This window comes from Kocuria rhizophila, from assembly GCF_003667225.1.
Taxonomy (GTDB): Bacteria; Actinomycetota; Actinomycetes; order Actinomycetales; family Micrococcaceae; genus Kocuria; species Kocuria rhizophila.
Map to the genome: position 1 here is coordinate 39,328 of NZ_RCOM01000006.1, position 19,115 is coordinate 58,442.

General features: G+C 71.3%; 19 protein-coding genes. 10 read left to right on the forward strand and 9 right to left on the reverse strand.

Annotated features, from left to right (window positions below):
• Positions 1–120: 120 nt before the first annotated feature.
• The 4 genes from D9R02_RS02205 (at position 121) to D9R02_RS02220 (ending at position 4,730) form a co-directional block, all read left to right on the forward strand.
• Positions 121–1,428, forward strand: a complete 1,308-nt coding sequence (locus D9R02_RS02205; RefSeq protein ID WP_121566249.1) for a glycosyltransferase 87 family protein — start codon at positions 121–123, stop codon at positions 1,426–1,428.
• Complete coding sequence (locus D9R02_RS02210; RefSeq protein WP_121566250.1) at positions 1,409–2,818, forward strand: glycosyltransferase 87 family protein; 1,410 nt, start codon at positions 1,409–1,411, stop codon at positions 2,816–2,818. Before D9R02_RS02205 ends, D9R02_RS02210 begins: the two co-directional genes overlap by 20 nt.
• Positions 2,819–2,926: 108 nt before the next feature.
• Positions 2,927–3,502: an HdeD family acid-resistance protein gene (locus tag D9R02_RS02215; protein ID WP_183085935.1), complete on the forward strand. Its 576-nt coding sequence runs from the start codon at positions 2,927–2,929 to the stop codon at positions 3,500–3,502.
• A gap of 43 nt (positions 3,503–3,545) precedes the next feature.
• The gene (locus tag D9R02_RS02220; RefSeq protein ID WP_121566252.1) at positions 3,546–4,730 is read left to right on the forward strand and encodes a chloride channel protein; all 1,185 of its coding nucleotides are present in this window, start codon (positions 3,546–3,548) and stop codon (positions 4,728–4,730) included.
• A 10-nt stretch (positions 4,731–4,740) separates the two neighbouring features.
• Here the strand turns inward: D9R02_RS02220 and D9R02_RS02225 are convergent, their stop codons facing one another.
• The 3 genes from D9R02_RS02225 to D9R02_RS02235 form a co-directional block, all read right to left on the reverse strand.
• Entirely contained in the window at positions 4,741–5,469 is a 729-nt protein-coding gene (locus tag D9R02_RS02225; RefSeq protein ID WP_121566253.1) for a GTP pyrophosphokinase, read from the reverse strand.
• A gap of 56 nt (positions 5,470–5,525) precedes the next feature.
• Positions 5,526–5,783, reverse strand: a complete 258-nt coding sequence (locus D9R02_RS02230; RefSeq protein ID WP_121566254.1) for a hypothetical protein — start codon at positions 5,781–5,783, stop codon at positions 5,526–5,528.
• Between the two features lie 97 nt (positions 5,784–5,880).
• Positions 5,881–7,116 (reverse strand): hypothetical protein, encoded by a 1,236-nt coding sequence (locus D9R02_RS02235; RefSeq protein WP_121566255.1) that lies wholly within the window; start codon positions 7,114–7,116, stop codon positions 5,881–5,883.
• A 158-nt stretch (positions 7,117–7,274) separates the two neighbouring features.
• On the opposite strand from D9R02_RS02235, the gene D9R02_RS02240 reads away from it, so the two are divergent.
• The 5 genes from D9R02_RS02240 (at position 7,275) to D9R02_RS02260 (ending at position 13,312) form a co-directional block, all read left to right on the forward strand.
• A complete protein-coding gene (locus D9R02_RS02240) occupies positions 7,275–8,555 on the forward strand; it encodes an MFS transporter (RefSeq protein ID WP_121566256.1) in 1,281 nt (426 codons plus the stop codon).
• A gap of 54 nt (positions 8,556–8,609) precedes the next feature.
• Complete coding sequence (locus tag D9R02_RS02245) at positions 8,610–10,019, forward strand: MATE family efflux transporter (RefSeq protein WP_259463894.1); 1,410 nt, start codon at positions 8,610–8,612, stop codon at positions 10,017–10,019.
• 181 nt (positions 10,020–10,200) lie between these two features.
• The gene (locus D9R02_RS02250) at positions 10,201–11,190 is read left to right on the forward strand and encodes a universal stress protein (protein ID WP_121566257.1); all 990 of its coding nucleotides are present in this window, start codon (positions 10,201–10,203) and stop codon (positions 11,188–11,190) included.
• Positions 11,191–11,241: 51 nt separating this feature from the next.
• Positions 11,242–12,132 carry a universal stress protein gene (locus D9R02_RS02255; RefSeq protein WP_121566258.1) on the forward strand — a complete coding sequence of 297 codons (891 nt, stop codon included), beginning with the start codon at positions 11,242–11,244 and terminating at the stop codon, positions 12,130–12,132.
• A 184-nt stretch (positions 12,133–12,316) separates the two neighbouring features.
• On the forward strand, positions 12,317–13,312 hold the full coding sequence (locus D9R02_RS02260) for a TPM domain-containing protein (RefSeq protein WP_121566259.1): 996 nt from the start codon (positions 12,317–12,319) through the stop codon (positions 13,310–13,312).
• A 147-nt stretch (positions 13,313–13,459) separates the two neighbouring features.
• Here the strand turns inward: D9R02_RS02260 and D9R02_RS02265 are convergent, their stop codons facing one another.
• Genes D9R02_RS02265 through pdxS form a run of 6 tightly spaced genes read right to left on the reverse strand, consistent with a single transcriptional unit; the run spans position 13,460 to position 18,547 of the window.
• Positions 13,460–14,197 (reverse strand): amino acid ABC transporter ATP-binding protein, encoded by a 738-nt coding sequence (locus D9R02_RS02265; RefSeq protein WP_121566260.1) that lies wholly within the window; start codon positions 14,195–14,197, stop codon positions 13,460–13,462.
• Positions 14,190–14,864 carry an amino acid ABC transporter permease gene (locus D9R02_RS02270; RefSeq protein WP_019309736.1) on the reverse strand — a complete coding sequence of 225 codons (675 nt, stop codon included), beginning with the start codon at positions 14,862–14,864 and terminating at the stop codon, positions 14,190–14,192. Before D9R02_RS02270 ends, D9R02_RS02265 begins: the two co-directional genes overlap by 8 nt.
• Entirely contained in the window at positions 14,861–15,697 is an 837-nt protein-coding gene (locus tag D9R02_RS02275; RefSeq protein ID WP_070637168.1) for an amino acid ABC transporter substrate-binding protein, read from the reverse strand. The genes D9R02_RS02270 and D9R02_RS02275 overlap by 4 nt, the downstream gene beginning before the upstream one ends.
• A 14-nt stretch (positions 15,698–15,711) precedes the next feature.
• Complete coding sequence (locus D9R02_RS02280) at positions 15,712–16,845, reverse strand: trans-sulfuration enzyme family protein (protein WP_070637166.1); 1,134 nt, start codon at positions 16,843–16,845, stop codon at positions 15,712–15,714.
• A gap of 59 nt (positions 16,846–16,904) precedes the next feature.
• Positions 16,905–17,621: a pyridoxal 5'-phosphate synthase glutaminase subunit PdxT gene (gene pdxT, locus D9R02_RS02285; RefSeq protein ID WP_183085936.1), complete on the reverse strand. Its 717-nt coding sequence runs from the start codon at positions 17,619–17,621 to the stop codon at positions 16,905–16,907.
• Entirely contained in the window at positions 17,618–18,547 is a 930-nt protein-coding gene (gene pdxS / locus D9R02_RS02290) for a pyridoxal 5'-phosphate synthase lyase subunit PdxS (protein WP_019309740.1), read from the reverse strand. The genes pdxT and pdxS overlap by 4 nt, the downstream gene beginning before the upstream one ends.
• A gap of 152 nt (positions 18,548–18,699) precedes the next feature.
• Here pdxS and D9R02_RS02295 point away from each other — a divergent pair.
• On the forward strand, positions 18,700–19,115 hold a 416-nt coding region (locus D9R02_RS02295; RefSeq protein WP_147435320.1), incomplete at its 3' end, for an ATP-binding protein.

Below are 19,115 nucleotides of genomic sequence, written 5' to 3' on the forward strand. Positions count from 1 at the left end.
TGAGGGCGGGGGCACCACGCGTGCGCCCCATGCCGCCGGAGCGCCCTCGAGCGACCGGCACCGGGCAGGTGCCACCCCGCCTGAACACCCCACGTCACGCCGTCGGACAAGGATCTATTCGTGCCCACTGAGAAATACTTCGCGGCCCTCACCCGGTTCCGCGATGCCGTGATCCCCCGGCGCTGGCAGCACGCGCTCACGACCCCCCGCGGTCTGCTGGTGGGGTTCCTGGTGGTGCACGTGGGCTTCCTGGTCTTCGCGCTGATCGCGTCCCTGCAGGGCAACGCCTTCAGCGACACCAACATCTACCGGGACTGGGCCGCCGCCGGCTTCGACGAGGCCAACCTGCCCTCCGGCCCGAGCCCGTGGGTGTACCCCGTGCTCGCGCAGATCCCCATGGCCGTCGCCTACGCCTTCGGCCCCGGCCCGTTCTTCTTCCTGTGGGTCCTGATCATCACGATGCTGGACGCCCTGGCCATGGGAAAGCTCACGGACTGGGGCCGCAACCGTGCCGCCCTGCCCGCCGGCTGGTGGTGGCTCCTGTTCATCCTGCTCATGGGCTGGCTGGGCTTCGCCCGGGTGGACGGGCTCACCGCTCCGATCGTGCTGATCGGCCTGGTCTACGGCGTCTCCCGCCCCTTCGCGGCGTCCGCGGTGCTCAGCGTCGCCACGTGGATCAAGGTCTGGCCGGCCGCGGTGGTCCTCGCCCTGCTGAGCGCCGCACGACGCCGCGGCGCCGTCCTGCTCGCCGGCGTCCTGGTGACGCTGGGCGCGGTGGGCGTGGCGGCGGCGTCGGGCTCGGTGGAGAAGATCGCGGACTTCGCCACGCAGCAGGGTGACCGGGGCATGCAGCTCGAGGCCACCTTCACCACGCCGTGGCTGTGGCTGTCCGTGCTGCACATCGGCGACTCCCACATGTACATGAACACGGACATCAACTCCATGCAGGTGGACGGCCCCGGCTCGGACGTGATGTCCAAGCTCATGCAGCCGCTGCTGATGCTCGCGGCCCTCGCGGTGGTCTGGCTGATCCTGCGCGCGCTGCACCGCGGCGTGAACGCCGGCCGGCTGGACCGCACCGCCCTGTTCCTGGCCGGGTCCCTGACCATGGTCACCGCGTTCATCGTGTTCAACAAGGTGGGCTCGCCGCAGTTCATGGTGTGGCTGGGCCCCGTGATCGCGGTGGGCCTGGTGCACGACTGGCGCGTGTGGCGCACCCCTGCGGTGCTCGCCGTGCTGATCGGGATCGCCACGTTCCTGATCTACCCCCTCTTCTACACGGCCCTGAGTCACAACAATCCGTTCATGGCCGCGGTGCTGACCTTCCGCAACGCGCTGCTCGTGGTGCTCATGTGGTGGTCCGCGCGCCGGCTGCACCGCCTTGGTTCCGCTCCGAAGGAGGCGCCGGTTGCGTCCCCGCAGGGCTGAGGCCGACGCCGCCGGGTTCCGTTCCCGCGCGGGCGCGTGGCTCGTGCGCCCGGCCGCGGTGTGGTGCGGCTTCGCGGTGGTGCACCTGTACTTCCTGGGCTGGATGGCCTCGTTCTTCCTGCACGGCTGGGCGTTCAGCGACACCGAGCAGTACCGCGAGTGGGCCATGGCGGGCTACAACGCCCCGGTCGAGGACGCCGTGAGCCCGTGGGTGTACCCCGTGCTCGCGCAGGTGTTCATCTTCCTGCCCCGGGTCATGGGTCACGACCTCTACCTCCTGGGCTGGACGCTCATGATCACCGCGCTCAATGCCGTGGCCATGTGGTTCCTGCTGCACCGCGCCCACCGCCCGGCGCGCAGCGAGCTGCCCGGTCTGGTGGGGGACGGCCCGAGCGGCGTCGTCCACGCGGGGACGGACGCGGGTGACCCCCACGGCAGCTCCGCGGTGCAGAGCCGTCGCCGCGGCGCCGTGGTGGCCGGCTGGTGGTGGGTGGTGTTCACCGTGTTCATGGGATACCTCAGCTTCGCCCGCGTGGAGGGCGTGGCAGCGCCCATCATGCTCGTGGGGCTGCTCTACGCGGTGCGCCGACCCGCGGTCGGTTCCGCGCTGCTGAGCGTGGCCACGTGGATCAAGGTGTGGCCCGCGGCCGCCATCCTGGCCATGGTGGTCGCGCTGCGCCAGCGGGTGCGCGTGGTGCTGGCCGGCGTGGCCGTGACCGCCGCGGTGGTCGCGGGAGTGCTCGTGCTCGGGGGCATCGACAAGATCGCGGACTTCGCCCTGAACCAGGGTTCCCGCGGAATGCAGCTCGAGGCCACGTTCTCCACACCGTGGGTGTGGGGAGCGGTGCTCGGCATCGAGGGCTTCCGGATCGCGGACAACACCGCGATCAACTCCACCGAGGTCTACGGCCCGGGGGTGGAGACCATGGCCTCCCTCATGCAGCCCCTGCTGCTCGTGGCGGTGGTGCTGTCCGCGGCCCTGCTGATCCGGGCGCTGCGCCGCGGCGCGGACCGCGGGCGGCTCGTCTACGCGGGCACCCTGCTGCTCACCCTCGTGCTGATCGTGTTCAACAAGGTGGGTTCCCCGCAGTTCATGGTGTGGCTGGCTCCCGTGATCATGGTGGGCCTGCTCCACGACCGCGTGCGGTGGCGCACCCCCGCGCTGCTGACCCTGGGGATCGCCGCCACCACGTTCGTGATCTACCCGCTGTTCTACACGCCGCTGATCCACGCGAACCCGGTCATGGCCGCGGTGCTCACCACGCGCAACGCGCTGCTGGTGGCCCTGCTGGTGTGGACCGTGCGCCGGATCTGGCAGCTGGGCACCCGGGCGCGGGTGGATGCACCGGACCGGGTCGCGCCCGGGGCCGTGGCCCCGCCTGCGGCCTGACCGTTCCCCCTCGTCACGGAGGCCCGTCCACAGCGGTTGCCAAGACCCCGCTGTTACGCTACGCGTGTGCCCATGGGGGCACGACCCCCTCGACGATCGGAGTCCTCCGTGAAGGCCGTTCCCCAGCGCAGCGCCGGCATCCTGATCACCATGGGAGCCATGGCCGCCCTCCTGGGCATGATCACCGTGCTGGTCCCCATGGGGACCGCCGTGGCGCTCGTGATGATCTGGGGCGCCTACGCCCTGATCGAGGGCGTCACCATGCTCGTCGCGGTGTTCCGCGGCAAGTCCGCGCACGGTCGTTGGATGGGGATCATGGCGGGCATCATCGGTGTGATCGTGGGCATCGCCGCCCTGATCCACCCCTTCGCCGGCGTGGCCACCTTCACCTTCCTGATCGGCATCTGGCTCCTGATCCGCGGCGTCGTGGATCTCGTGGCGGGCCTCAAGGGGACCGCCGGGACGACGTCCCGCGTCTGGCTGATCATCAGCGCCGTCCTGTGGATCATCGGCGGCGTGCTGTTCATGGTCAACCCCGGGGTCGGCGCCCTCACCATCACCCTGTGGCTGGGCATCCTGGCCATCGCGTGGGGCGTTGCCCTGGTCGTCGCCGGGTTCACCGTGCGCTCGCAGCGCAAGAAGATGGAGCAGGCGAACGCCTCCGCGTCCCGCGCCGGCGTCTGACGGTCCTTTCCCTCTCCCTGCTGCTCCTCGAGGATCCCGCACCGTGTTCAGAACAACCGCGCTGACCCGCCGCTCCCTGGCCATCGCCGTGGGGCAGGGCATCCTCGGCGGTGCCGTGGCGGCAGGGATGCTCGGTCTGATGCACTCGCTCCAGCACGCGATCTGGAGCTCCACCGACGCCCGCTGGCTGATTCCGCTCATCATCCTCACCGGCGGTGCGATCCTGGCCGTCCTGCATCACTGGGCCGCGGATGAAGGCCTCATCGAGCAGGTCAGCGACGCCGCCGACCCCGTGCGCCTGCACCGGCGCCGCACCGCCTTCATGGCGCTGCGGGGCGTGGTGGCCGTGGGCTTCGGCGGAGCGATCGGACCCGAGGCCAGCCTGATCGCGGTCATGGGGGAGATCTCCGCGCTCGTGACCACCCGGGTGGCGCGCAACGAGGAGGAGGAGCGCCTGATCGGGCAGACCGGCACCTCGGCCTCGCTCGGTGCCCTGTACGGGGCCCCCACGGGCTCCACCATGTTCGAGCCGGACCGCAAGGACAAGGCCGTGAACCTCGCGAACATCATCGCGGGCGCCGTGGGCTTCCTCAGCTTCCTGCTGGTCCACGACCTCTTCTCCGCACCCGGTGCCACGCTGGGACTGCAGCACGTGGACCTGAGCGTGCGGGACGTGGCCGCCAGCGCCGTCGCCGCCCTGTTCGGTTCACTCCTCGCGCTGTTCTACATCGCCGTCCGCGGGCCGATCGGCGCCCTTGCGGCGAAGAGCACCCGCCCCTGGGTGCGCATCATGGCGGGCACGGTCGTCTTCGCGGCGATGGCCACGGCGGTGCCGCAGATCCGCTTCTCGGGCCACGAGGACGTGGGCGGGGTGCTCGAGCTCGCGGCAGCGGGGGCGTGGTGGGCGCTGCTCGGCATCGCGCTGCTGAAGATGGTGGCCACCGCCATCAACCTCAACACGGGCTGGCTGGGCGGCGACTTCTTCCCGCTCGTCCTGGCGGGATCCGCCGTGGGGGTCCTGGCGTGCTCGTTCCTGGACCTGCCCGTGGAGGCGGCCGCCGTGGCGGGCATGGCCGCCGCGGCCACCGTGGGGATGCGCAAGCCCACGGCAGTGTTCATCATCGTGGTACTGGTGAGCGGTGGCGTGGCGATCCCCGCGGCCATCATGGGGACCGCCGTGGGCCTGATCTTCTACGCGATCACGCCGGATCCGGCGCCGGTGCACTGACCGGCGGAACTCACTGCCGCTCGCGCTCGAACAGGGACAGGGTGCGCAGCATCTGACCCACGATGGGGTCCACCCCGTCCCGGTTCACCTCTTTCAGCTGGCGCATCTCGTGGTGCAGCGCCTCCATCTCGGTGTCCATGGCGGCGGCGGTGTCCGCGGCGCTGACCAGGCGCCTGCGGAGGTCCTCGGGGACCTCTCCGGCCAGCTTGTAGTGGATCTTGTGCTCCAGGCTGGCCCAGAAGTCCATGGCGATGGTGCGGATCTGCACCTCCACGGGCACCACTTCCACCTGGGAGGACAGGAACACCGGCACCTTCACGATCAGGTGCAGACTGCGGTACCCGCTCTCCTTGGGCTCCCGGATGTAGTCCTTCTCCTGCACGAGCGTGAGGTCCTCCTGGGAGCACAGCATGTCCCGGACCCGGTAGACGTCGTGGGCGAACGAGCACGTGATCCGCACACCGGCGATGTCCGTGAGGTTGTCCTTGATCTCCGCGAGGCTGTTCAGACCGCGGGACTCCGCCTTGCGGTGCAGGCTGTCGAGGCCCTTGAGCCGGCTGCTGACGTGCTCGATCGGGTTGTAGTCGTGCACGGAGGTGAACTCCCGGCGCAGCACCCGGACCTTGGTCTCGATCTCGTCCATCGCCGAGCGGTAGGTGACCACGAAGTGCTCCACCTCCTCGCGGGTGGCGTGGAAGCGCTCGAGGGCGTCGAGCACGGGGCTCTGGGGAGTGTCCATGCGCTCATTATCGCCCGGTCAGCTGGGGGGACGGGCCCCGCGGGGTCGGGAAGCGGTCAGAACGCGCTGGGCTTGTCCTGGTGTCCCTCTGCGCGGGGGCGCCGTCGGTGACCCCTCCACCAGATGATCACGGCCGCAATCGTGGCCCCGACCCCAATGGTGAGAGCGAGGACGGCGATCACGATGTACCGGGCCTCCGTGATGGCACCTTCGTACGGTTGCGCGTCGGACCAGTCCAGGGCCAGGCGCACGAACACGGCTCCGAGCAGCCAGCCACCCACGAAGGTCAGGACGCTCTTCCAGCGGTGGTTCAAGGCGGCGCTCCGGACATTGACGGTTGGCAGGTCGGACGGTCCCCGAGTCATCCGGTTCGGGTGGGGGTCACGTGAGAGCGCGCCCGCCCAGGGGGCGTTAGGACCCGTCCCCGCGGCGTTTCAGCCGGTTCATCGCGTAGCCGAGCAGCGAGGGCGCCTCCTCGGGCTCGCGGGCCTCGGCGTTGCGCAGCCGGTCCTCGCGCTTCTCCTGGTGGCGCTGCAGGTGGTCCTCGTAGCGCTTCTGGTGCAGACGCTGCTGCTGCTGTTCCGCGGCCTCCGTCTGCGGGTCCCGGGCGGGGCCGCCGTTCGCGTCCACACGCGTGATCGGTGCGGTGGCGTCCGTGGGGGCGCGTTCCGCCTCCACCACGCGGGGCAGCCGCCGCCGGACCGCCTCCCGCTCGGCGCGTTCGGCCAGGCGCCGCTGGGACTTGCTCTGCCGCCGCGGTTCCGCGTACCGCTCCCGGATCTGCTCGATCACGGGCAGCTCGTCCGTGGTCTCGTACGGCTCCTCGTCGTAGCTTGTGTCCCCGCGGTACGACGCCGCCCGCTCCCGGCCGCGCGCGGGCGGCACCGCGGCGTCGTCGTCCGTGTAGTGGGAGACGCGCGGGGCAGGCTCCGTGTCGTAGGAGTGCTCCTGCAGGGGCGTGACACGCGGGACGGGGCCGGTGTCCACCACGAGCTCCGCGGGGGTCTCCCAGTGGGTGTCCGCGAAGACCCGGTGGCTGCGCCAACCACGGAACAACTTCCACCCCAGGTAGGCGATGCCCAGCAGCAGCACCGTGGCGGGTTCGCCGTAGCCGGTGGAGTAGTAGACGGTGGCCACGAGCAGCGCCAGGATGCCCACCACGAGCGGTGCGAGAGCCACGGGGGACTGCACGGGCAGCAGTCCCAGCAGGTCGCGGCTGTAGCGGCTGTCGTGGTGGCGGCCGTGCAGGGCGTGCGCACGGATCTTCACGCCCGGTGGCGTGTGCTCGGTGAGTTTCAGGACCGTGACGGGCGGTTCGTCCGGATCGTCCGGGTTGAGCACCACCGTGCGGGAACGCCCGGCGGCCAGCGCGGCGCGCTGCGTGGCGGTGGCTCCCGCCAGCAGCAGGTAGCCGCCCATGGCGAGCAGGACGTACGGCACGAGCACCGCCAGCGCGAGCGTCACCACCCGCCACACCCAGCCGACCTCACCCGCCGGGAAGTTGCGGAACTGCAGGGGCCCGTGGGTGAACCACAGCAGGCCGGCGCCCGCCACGAGCGCGCCCAGGCCGTTGAGCACCGCGTGGACGCGCAGGCGCGGCCAGCCGCGGGCCGAACGCGCGGCCCAGCGTTGCTCGCGTGTGCGCATGGGTGCTCCTGGGATCCCGGGGACGTGGGGGTGGTCTCAGGGTAAGCGGTGCGGCGGACACGCACGAGGCACCCCGCGCGGGATGCCGGGGCGGGGTGTGCGGAGGGCCGAACCGGACGTCGGGCCGGGACCTGGCGTGCGCACCCTAGGATCGGTGCGTGGCCCGCTTCCTCCTCGACGTCTCGCCCGTGCGCGAGATCCCCGCCTTCCGCCGGCTGTGGGCGGGCTCCACGCTGTCCATGCTGGGCAGCCAGTTCACGGTGATCGCCATCAGCCTGGAGGTCTTCGAGCTCACCCACTCCACGTTCGCGGTGGGGCTGGTGGGCGTGTTCGCGCTGGTGCCGCTGATCGTTGCCGGACTCTACGGCGGGTCCATCGGGGACGCCCACGACCGCCGGCTGGCCGGGCTGTGGACCACCGTGGGACTGTTCGCCATGACCGTGGCGCTCGCCGCGCACGCGTGGCTGGACGTCCGCAGCGTGGGGGTGCTCTACGCCATCGTGTCCCTGCACTCCTTCGCACAGGGGCTGGGCCAGCCCGTGCGTGGCGCGATCGTCCCCCGCCTGGTGCCCGCCCGCCAGCTGCCCGCCGCCAACGCGCTGTTCCAGCTGACCATGGGCTCGTGCCTCATGGTGGGGCCGCTGCTCGGCGCGTTCACGGTGGCCGGTCTGGGCTTCGCATGGGCCTACACCCTGGACGCCCTGAGCTTCGCGGTGAGCCTGTGGGCCATGTACAAGCTCCCGCCGCTGCCGCCCGATCCCGGGGAGGGCGGTGCCACCAGGGCGGGGTTCCGCTCCGTGGTGGAGGGCTTCCGCTTCCTGGCCACCCGCCCGAACCTGCGCATGACCTTCCTGCTGGACATCGCCGCCATGGTGTTCGCGATGCCGCGCGTCCTGTTCCCCGTGCTCGGTGCGTCCGTGCTGGGCGGGGACCAGCTCACGGTTGGGCTGCTCACCGCGTCCCTGGCCGCGGGGTCCGTGATCGCGGGCGTGTTCTCAGGAACATTCATACGCATCAATCATCACGGCCGGGCCTGCGCCGCGGCAGTGGCCGGCTGGGCGGTCTGCATCATGGCGTTCGGCGCGGTGGTGCTGCTCGCGTCCCGGGGTGCGGGGGCGGACACCGCCTGGCCCCTGGCGCTCGCCTGCGCGACCCTCGTGGCCGCCGGGGTCATGGACTCCGTGTCCATGCTCTTCCGCACCACCATCCTGCAGGCCGCCACCCCGGACGCCCTGCGCAGCCGGCTGCAGGGCATCTTCATCGTGGTGGTCGCCGGAGGACCACGTCTGGGTGACGCCGTGCTGGGCGCCGGCGGTCAGCTGCTCGGCCCGGGCTGGGCCGCCCTCGGCGGAGCGGCCGTGTGCATGGTCCTCGTGCTGATCCTGGTGCGTGCGTTCCCCGGCTTCCTGCGCTACGACGCGCGCGACCCGCAGCCCTGATCCTCCCGGGACCGCCCGTGGGCACTGACCGCGGGCCCCGCCTACCCTGGAGCGGTGCCCTCATCCCCCGCGCAGCAGCCCACGCCCGACGACGCCGCAGAGGCCGACCCCGCGGCGTCGGCACCCTCCCGCGCCCCGGGCCTGAACCGGCAGATCCTCGCGCTCGCCGTGCCCGCGTTCGGGGCGCTGATCGCGGAGCCGCTGTTCCTGCTCGCGGACTCGGCGATCATCGGGCACCTGGGCACCGCCGAGCTCGCGGGTGTGGGGATCGCCTCCACCCTGGTGCAGACCGTGGTGGGGCTCATGGTGTTCCTGGCCTACAGCACCACACCGGCGGTGGCACGCCACCTCGGGGCCGGACGGATGGCGGACGCCCTGCGCGTGGGTCGGGACGGACTGTGGACCGCCGCGGGCCTGGGCGTGGTGCTGGCGGCCGTCGGCGCGGTGGTGATGCGGCCCCTGCTGCGCGCGATGGGTGCGCAGGGGGAGGTGCTGGACCACGCGACGTCGTACGCGCTGTGGTCCCTGCCCGGCCTGGTGGCCATGCTGATCGTCCTCGCGTCGGTGGGGGTGCTGCGCGGGCTGCAGGACACCACCACCCCGCTGCTCGTCGCCGGTGTGGGTGCAGCCGTGAACGCCGGGCTGAACTTCGCCCTGGTCTACGGCGCGGACCTGGGGGTGGCCGGCGCGGCGATCGGCACCAGCATCACCCAGTGGGGCATGGCCCTGACCTACCTGGTGATGCTGGGGCGCCGGTTCCGTGCGGAGGGCGTGGCGGTGCGGACAAGCTGGGGCGGGATCCGGGGGCACCTGACGGTGGGCTCGTGGCTCATGCTGCGCACCCTGTCCCTGCGCGTGGCGATCCTCTCCACCGTGGTGGTGGCCACCGCCCAGGGCGCGGAGAACCTGGCCGCGTACCAGCTGACGATGACCATCTTCAACTTCCTGGCCTTCGCCCTGGACGCGCTCGCCATCGCCGCTCAGGCGCTGCTCGGCAAGGAGCTGGGCGCCCGGGACGTGAGCCGCCAGCAAGACCGGGATGCCGTGCGGCTGCTCATGCGGCGGCTGCTGCGCTGGGGGCTCGGCTTCGGCGTGGTCACCGGGCTGCTGGTGGGTGTGCTGGGCCCGCGGCTGGGGTTCCTGTTCACGGACTCGCAGGACGTGCAGGCACTGTTCGGTGTCTCCCTGCTGGTGGTCGCCGTGGGCCAGCCGGTCGCGGCGTTCGTGTTCGTGCTCGACGGCGTGCTGATCGGCGCCGGGGACGCCCGCTACCTGGCCCTGGCCGGGGTCGTGAACCTGGTGGTCTACCTCCCGCTGCTGTGGGCCGTGGCCCAGTGGGGCGGCACCGGAGCGGCCGGGGCGGTGTGGCTGTGGCTCGCATACGCCGGCGGCTACACGGGTGCCCGTGCCGCCACCCTGGGCTGGCGCATCCGCGGTTCGCGCTGGATGCTCGCCATGGCGTGAGGGCAGGGCATCACCGCAATGGGCCCGCGGGAGCTGCGGAGACGTCCGGGAGGTGCCGTCGCGTGGAGGTACGGCGGGGCAGAGCGCCGGGCCGAGCGGCGTCGTGCGCCGGGGCCCGTGAGCGCCGGGATCACGCGTGGTGAACCGTTCCGTTCCCAGCTCACGGGACTACTGTTAAGGCATGAACAAAGACGTTCGCAACACCTCGTCCACCGCTCCCGTCCTCGTGGGCATCGACGGATCGGAGATCGCCCTGCGGGCTCTCGACCGCGCGCTAGCGGAGGCCCGTGCCCGCAACGTGGGCGTGCGCCTGATCGGCGCGTTCCCCGTGGCCATCGTGGGGGAGCCCGAACTGGAGGCCCGCTACCGGGACGCCGTCAGCCAGGAGTGCGAGAACAACCTGCTGGCCGCCGTGGAGCACGCCCGGCAGCAGGATCCGGAGGTCCCGCTCGACACGGTCACCGCCGAGGGCGACGCCGCCCGCTCCGTGCTGCGCGCCGCCAAGGACTGCTCCCTGGTGGTCATGGGCAAGCGCGGCCGGGGAGGTGCCCTGCGCGGCCGCCTGGGCTCGGTCTCCAACGCGGTGGCCGCCCACAGCCCCGTTCCCGTGATCGTGGTCCCGCCCGGGGCGCAGCAGGACTCCTCGGACCAGGAGCAGGCACGCTCCGAGGCGCAGGAGGCACAGGACGTCCAGCTCACCGGGCAGCAGGACAAGGCGCGCGTCTCCGCGTCCGAGACGGACTTCTCCGGGACCGTGGTGGTGGGCATGGACGCCGCCGGGGACGAGAACCCCGCGGTGGCCCAGGCCATCGAGTACGCCACGTCCCACGGGCTGGGGCTCAGCCTGGTGACCGTGAACGGCGCGCTGTCCGGGACGCCCGAGTGGTTCCAGGACCAGTACAACCAGACCTACTACTTCGAGGAGTCCCTCAAGAAGCTCTCGGCGCTGGCGCGCAGCATCGCGGAGCGGGCACCGGGTGTGCAGGTCTCGGACTACGCGTTCCTGGGCCGGCCGGGGCGCGTGCTCGTGCAGGCCTCCCGCACCGCGGAACTCGTGGTGGTGGGTTCTCGCGGGGTCGGCGGGTTCACCGGCCTGCTCATGGGCTCCGTGTCCCAGGCCGTGCTGACCGGCGCCGCCGGACCCGTGATGGTGGTCCCCAGCAAGCGCTGAGCCCGCTCCAGCACATTCCCCTTCCCGATCGAGACAAGCAGGTGCAGATTCATGACACAGAACATCGTGGTGGCGTACGACGGCTCCGACCACAGTGAGCGCGCCCTGGACTGGGCGATCGCGGAGTCCCAGCAGCGGCAGCTGCCCGTGAAGATCGTGCTCTCCACGGGGCGCCAGACCGGGCTGGACCAGTCCCTCTACGGGGCCTTCGCGGAGGCTCTGCAGGAGGAGTCGGAGAAGCTCGCCAAGCACGCCGTGGAGAAGGCGAGGACCGCGGGAGTCACCGCCCAGGGCATCATCGAGCGCGGCGACGCCGCCGGGGTCATCGTCTACGAGGCGCAGGACGCCGCCATGGTGGTCATGGGCAAGCGCGGCCACCACGGGGTGCGCGGCCGGGTGGGCTCGGTCTCCGCGGCCGTGGCCTCCCACGCCAAGGCCCCGGTGGTCATCCTCCCGGAGAGCTGGGACCCCGAGGCGCGCGAGTCCCGTCCCGAGGGTGAGAGTTTCACGGGCTGCGTGGTGGTGGGTGTGGACAAGCTGGGCGCCAAGAACGCCGCGGTGCCGCTGGCCGCCCGCTACGCCGCGGAGCACGGCCTCACGCTCGCGGTGGTCAGCGTGGTCCCCACCACCAGCTACCTGCCCATGAACTCCTACGAGCTGGACCGCGCCGTCCAGGAGCAGCTCAAGGCACCGGCCCAGGAGCTCACGGAGTCCGTGGCGCAGGAGCTGCGCGGAGACTTCCCGGACCTGGAGATCGTCACGCGCGTGCTGGACGGGCGCCCCGCGGACGCACTCGTGGACGCCTCGCACACCGCGGACCTCATGGTCATGGGCACGCGCGGCTACGGCGGCTTCCGCGGTCTGCTCATGGGTTCCGTCTCCCAGGCGGTGCTGGCGGACGCGGACTCCCCGGTGATGGTGGTTCCCGGCGCACGCAGCTGACGCGCACGACGCCGCACTGCGGGCTCTCGCGGGCCGGTTCCCTGGACCAGGGGGCCGGCCCGCGGTCCTGTCCTCCGTGCGCCGCGCCGAAGGACTTCCCGATGTGGCCCGGGACACGACGCGCACGTAGCCTGGACGGCACGAAGCGGCGCACCGCGCCGGAGACCGAGCCCGGGAGGATCCCGTGACCACCTCAAAGACCGCCCTGTCCCCTGCATCGCGCGTGCTGCTCACGGCAGGGTTGGGCGCCTCCCTCGTGGTGGGCTCCGCGCTGCCCGCCCAGGCCCTGGAGGTTCCGCCGCGGCCGGCCGAGGGTGCGGTCCAGGACCAGGCGGACCTGCTGACCACGCAGGAGGAGGCGGACCTCAACCGGCTGATCGGGGACAAGAACAAGGACAACGAGTACATCCGCGCCTCGGTGCTCACGGTGAACGACACCCAGGGTGAGGACATCGAGGAGTTCTCCCGCAAGGTCGCCACGGACTGGGGCGTGGGTGAGGACGGCCGCAACAACGGCGTGCTCGTGGTCGCGGACATGGGCGAAAGGGAGCTGCGCATCGAGGTGGCGGACGGCGCCCGCGAGGTGCTCTCGGACTCAGATGCCGAGAAGATCATGGAGCAGGAGCTCGAGCCCGGGTTCCAGGACGAGGACTACGCCGGCGCGTTCACGGACACCGTCACGGAGGTCTACGACCAGGCGAACCCTCAGGCCGCCGCGGACCGGCAGGCCAAGAGCAACACCCTCGTGGCGGTGGTGCTCGGGGCGCTCGGGCTCGGTGGCGTGGTGACCGCCCTCCTCGTCTGGGGTCGCAGCCGCCGCACCAAGAAGATTCGTGAGCAGGCGGACCGGGAGATCGAGCAGTTCCAGCGCGAGCACCCGGAGGAGAACATCACGGAGGGCATGCGCCGTGCGTACTACCGCTACCGGGAGCAGAACCGCAAGGCTCCCGGGCTCAACGACACCCCCGGCACCGCCAAGGACAAGGACGGGGTGGAGCGCGAGGTCCAGTACGCGCCGTCGTTCCAGTCCTGGCTGCCGCTGTATGCGATGTACCCGTCCGTCTACAGCGGGATCTCCCACTCGTCCGGTTCCTCGGGATCGAACTACGGCGGGGGCGCGTCCACCTCGTTCGGCGGGGGCGGCGGCTTCACCGGAGGCGGGGCGTCCGGCAGCTTCTGAGCGCGGCCTGCGCGGCCCGCCGGGGGACGACGCCGCTGCGTTGCCGCCCGCGGGGCGCGGCGGCCCGGGCGGGTGCCAAGCGTCGTCGTGCTCCGTGGTGCTCGCACGGGACGGGACGCACGGGAGTCGGGGTGGGCGTGGGTGTGCTCAGACGGCGTCGAAGACGTTGAGGTAGCGCCGGATCCGTTCGTTGCCGGACGCGAAGAAGTCCTCCGGGGCGCCGTCGAACCCCACGCCGCCGTCCGCGAGGAACACGATGCGGTCCGCGACCCGGCGGGCGAAGCCGATGTTGTGGGTCACCACCACCAGGGAGCGGCGCTCGCGGGCCAGCTCCACCATGACCTTGATGACCTCGGCCTCCAGCTCGGGGTCCAGCGCGGAGGTGGGCTCGTCGAAGAGCAGGTAGTCCGGCTCCACGGCCAGGGCCCGGGCGATCGCCACGCGCTGCTGCTGTCCGCCCGAGAGGTTGTCCGGGTACTCGTCCAGCCGGTGCGCCATGCCCACCTTGTCCAGCAGCTCCTCGGCACGGACCCGGGCAGCAGCCCGGTCGGTCTTGCCGTTGAGCACCGGGGGCATGGCCACGTTGTCCCGCACGCTCTGGTGGGGGAACAGGTTGTACCCCTGGAACACCATGGCCGAGCGGCGGCGGATGGCGGAGACCTGCCTGCGGGTGAGCGTCCCGCCGAAGGTCACCGAGTCCCCGTTGATGCTCAGGCTCCCGGACTCGGGGATCTCCAGCAGGTTCATGGTGCGCAGCAGCGTGGACTTCCCGGACCCGGAGGGCCCCAGCACCACGGTGGTCTCACCGTCCCGCAGGGACAGCGAGATGTCCTTCAGCACCGGGGTGTCCCCGAAGCTCTTGGAGACGTCGCGCAGCTCAAGCATGGGGGCTCCTCACGTAGCGGTTGGACGCCCGCTCCAGGCGGGACTGCAGGAAGGACAGGACGGTGAAGATGGCCAGGTAGATCACGGCCACCTCCGTGTAGAGCGCGAGCGGCTGGAACGTGGTGGCCGCGATCTGGCGGCCCACCTGGAACACGTCCGCCAGGGTGATGACCATGACCAGGGACGTGCCCTTGACCAGGTCGATCAGGTCGTTGCCCAGCGGTGGCAGCGCGATCCGCAGCGCCTGGGGTGCGATCACGTGGCGGACGGTCTGCCACCCCGTGTAGTTCAGGGTCCGGGCGGCCTCGAGCTGGCCCCGCGGGATGGACTGCACGGAGGCCCGCAGGGTCTCCGCGGCGTAGGCGCCGGTGTTCAGCGTGAAGGCGATGATCGCGGACGTCCACGCGGAGAGCGTGATGCCTGCGGCGGGCAGCCCGTAGAAGATGATGAACAGCTGCACCAGGATCGGGGTGCCCCGGAACAGCCACACGTAGAAGCGGGAGACCCACTGCAACGGCAGGATCCGGCTCAGGCGCATGGTGGTGGCGAGCACCGCGACCACCAGGGCCAGCACGAAGGAGACGATGCTGAGTGGAATGGTCACCGTCACGGTGGCCGCCAGCAGCTGGGGCAGGGAGTCGGCCCATAGGCTCAGGAAATCTGTCATGGCTCCGGGGTGAGGTCGGTGGACACGTACTTCTCGTAGATCCGCTTCAGATCTCCGTTGTCCATGTGGGTGGTCAGGGACGCGTCCACGGCCGAGCGCAGCCGCGGCTGGTTCAGGGGCATGAGCACCGCGGACTCGGAGGGCTCGCCGAGCGCGCCCTCCAGGAGGCGGATCTCGGCGTCCGGGCGCTGGTCGAAGAAGGACTGGAAGGTCACGAAGTCGTTGCCGGTCATGTCCACGCGGCCGAAGGTCACCAGCATGACCGCCTCGTCGAAACCGGTCACGGGCACCAGCTGGGCGCCCTGCTGGGCCATGGTCTGGCCGAAGTTGGAGGTCTCCGTCTGGGCCGCGGTGTGCCCGGGCACCTGGTCCACGGAGGTCAGGGGGGAGTCCTTGGCGACTCCCACGCGTCCCTCGGACACCGCGTACGGGACGGAGAAGTCGAACTTCTCCTTGCGCTTGTCGGTCGGGGCGATGTTGTTGAGCACCAGGTCGTAGCGCCCGGCGTCCACCCCGGCGATCAGCGAGTCCCACTGGGTCTCCACGAACGTGGCCCGCACACCGAGGTCCCGGGCGATCAGCTCCGCGATCTCCTTCTCGAAGCCCACCAGAGCCCCGGAGCCGTCGTGGTAGCCGTAGGGGCGGAACGTCCCCTCCATGCCGATGCGCACCTCGCCGGCGTCCTGGATCCGCTGCAGGACGTCCTCGGTGGGCGCGGTGGCGGAACCGTCCGGAGCGCCGGACGGCGAGGAGCAGGCCGCGAGAACGGCGCTGAGCCCCACCAGTCCGGTGGCGCTGAGGACGGCCCGCCGGGTCGGTCGGTGCGGTGACATGGCGATCCCCGCGCTCAGGCGGCGTCGAGGGCCTGGGCGAGGTCCGCGAGCAGGTCCTCGACGTCCTCGATGCCCACGGCCACGCGCAGCAGGTTCTCGGTCAGGTGGGCGGTCTCCCGGTCCTCGGGGGAGTAGGCCCCGTGGGTCATGGAGGTGGGGAGGCAGATCAGGGACTCGATCCCGCCCAGGCTCACGGCGAAGCCGAAGATCTTCAGTGCGCCCAGGAACGCGCGGACGTCCTTGCCCGGCACGAGCTCGAACGAGAACAGGCCGCCGGGGCCGTCCGCCTGGCCCTCTTGGATCCGGGCCTCGGTGTCGTCGTACGAGCCCGGCACGAGAACACGCGCCACCTCGGGGCGCCCGCGCAGGAACTCCACGATCCTCCGGGCGTTCTCCTGCTGGCGGTCCAGGCGGATCCCCAGGGTCTTCACCGACTGGATCAGCCGGTACGAGTCGATGGGGGACAGCACCCCGCCCGAGATCATCTGGGCCAGGTGCACCTGCTCGGCCAAGGCGTCGTCGTTCGTGCTCACGACGCCGCCCAGCAGGTCCCCGTGCCCGCCCAGGTACTTGGTGGCGGACTGCACGGTGGCGTCCGCGCCCAGGTCCAGGGGACGCTGCAGGTAGGGCGTGAGGAAGGTGTTGTCCACGACCACCTGGGCGCCGTGGCGGTGGGCCAGCTCCACCACGCGGCGGATGTCGGTCACGCGCAGCGTGGGGTTGGTCGGGGTCTCCAGGAACACCATGCGGGTGCTCTCGTCGAAGTCCTCGTCCGTGAGCTGGTTGAGGTCGTCGTGGAAGTGGGTGGTCACACCGCGCTTGGGCAGCTCGATGGTGGCCCAGCGGTAGTTCCCGCCGTACACGGGCAGGCCCATGATGATCGAGTCACCGGAGTGCAGGGTCCCCAGCACGGCGCCCGTGGCCGCCATGCCGGTGGAGAACGCGAACGAGTGCCGTGCCCCCTCCAGAGCCGCCAGCGTGGTCTCGGCGTCGGTGCGGGTGGGGTTGGACCCGCGCTGGTACTCGAACGGCCCCTCCCCGCCCTCGGTGGGCTGCAGGAACGTGGACGCGGTGTGGATCGGGGGCACCACGGCGCCCAGGGCGACGTCGTGCAGCGCGTGGATGGTGCGAGTGGTGAAGCCTGCCAAGAGATCCTCCGTCGACGTGGTCAAGGGAGTCAGGTCTACACCGTGGCGCCGGGCCGGCGCTACCCGTGTTGCGCCGGATGTCGCGCGGCGTCCCGCAGCAGGAGCCGGTGCAGCGTGGTGTCCCCCATGAGCTCGGGGTGGAAGCTGATGCCCAGGATGCTCCCCTGCCGCACCGCGACCACCGCGTCCCCGTGCCTTGCGAGCACCTCCACGCCCTCGCCGGTGCGGGTGACCTCCGGCGCACGGATGAACGCGGCCTTCAGGTGGTCTCCCGGCCCGACGACGTCGCTCGGCGGGCCCAGCCACGGCAGGTCCACCTCTGCGGACGCCACCTGCGAGCCGAACGCGTTGCGGTTCACGCTCACGTCCAGCACGCCCAGAGACTGCTGGCCCGGCGCGGGGTCCTCGATCCCCGAGGACAGCATGATGAGCCCCGCGCACGTCCCGAGCGTGGGCAGCCCGCCGCGGATCGCCTCCTGCAGCGGCTCGAACAGTCCGAACGTGCGGCACAGCCGGTCCACGGTGGAGGACTCGCCGCCGGGAAGGATCAGCGCGTCGATGCCCTCCAAATCCTCGGGTGCGCGCACCTTCACGGCACGGGCGCCCAGGGACTCCGCGGCCCTCATGTGCTCGACCACCCCGCCCTGCAGGGCGAGCACGCCCACCACGGGGGACGACGCCGCCTCCGCGGCCCGCGCGCCCGAGGTGGGGAGGGCAGCGGTGGCCGGGAGGGCGGCGTCGTCGGTCATGGGGTGCTGCGAGCGGGGCTCGCTCACCATCCGCGCTCCGCGAGACGGTGCGGCGCGGGGAGGTCCGCCACGTTGATGCCCACCATGGCCTCGCCGAGGCCGCGGGAGGCGTCCGCGATGCGGGCGGGGTCGTCGTAGTAGGCGGTCGCGGCCACGATCGCGCGCGCACGCTCGGCGGGGTTGCCGGACTTGAAGATGCCGGAGCCCACGAACACGCCGTCCGCGCCCAGCTGCATCATCATCGCGGCGTCCGCGGGGGTGGCCACGCCGCCGGCGGTGAACATCACGACCGGCAGGGACCCGGTGCGGGCCACCTCGGCCACGAGCTCGTAGGGCGCCTGCAGCTCCTTGGCCTTGACGTACAGGGCGTCCGGGGCGGCGGTGTAGAGCGCCTGCAGCTCCGCGATCTGCGCGCGGATGGTGCGGATGTGCTTGGTGGCCTCGGAGACGTCGCCCGTGCCGGCCTCACCCTTGGAGCGGATCATGGCCGCGCCCTCGGTGATCCGGCGCAGCGCCTCGCCCAGGTTGGTGGCGCCGCACACGAACGGGACGTCGAAGCGGTGCTTGTCGATGTGGTTGGCGTAGTCCGCCGGGGAGAGCACCTCGGACTCGTCGATGTAGTCCACCTTGAGGTGCTGCAGCACCTGCGCCTCCACGAAGTGCCCGATCCGCGCCTTGGCCATCACGGGGATGGAGACGGTGTCGATGATGGACTCGATGAGGTCCGGATCGCTCATCCGCGCCACGCCGCCCTGCGAGCGGATGTCCGCGGGCACGCGCTCGAGGGCCATGACGGCCACCGCACCGGCGTCCTCGGCAATGCGGGCCTGCTCCGCGGTGACCACGTCCATGATCACGCCGCCCTTGAGCATGTCCGCGAGACCGCGCTTCACGAGGCGCGAGCCGGTCACGGGGGTGGGGTTCTGGGCGGAGGTCTGGGAAGTCTCAGTCATGGGGTCCATCCTGACGCGCGGAAGTGGTCCAGTGACAGGGCCATAATTGAGGGAAATGGCTGGTCCAGATGCCGCTGAGCTGTGGTGATGCGAAACCTAGGGAAATGGTGGCAGGTATATAAAATTTACTATACCTGCATAGAATTTCCTGCATGGACCTCGCTGCCAATCCCTACAGCCCCGGCTCGGGCCTGCGTCCGAAAGTGCTCAGCGGCCGCGCGGCGGAAGTCGAGGCCTTCGACCTCCTGATCGCCCGCACCAAGCTGCGCCGCCCCAACCGGGGAATGGTCCTCACCGGGTTGCGCGGCGTGGGCAAGACCGTGCTCCTGAACGTTCTCCGGGCCCAGGCAGACCACCACGGCTGGCTCACGGTCCAGTTGGAGGGTCGTCCGGAGGGACGGGGCCGGGAAGAAGTCAGGGACAGGCTCTCCCGTGAGCTCATCGTTGCCGCCCGGCGGCACCACGGGCGTCACCCGGGACCCCGCTTCGCGGAAGCCCTGGCCACCATCCAGTCCTTCAGCGTCTCGGTGGGCCCCGGTGGGGTGCCCGCAGGGGTGGACCTGAGGGG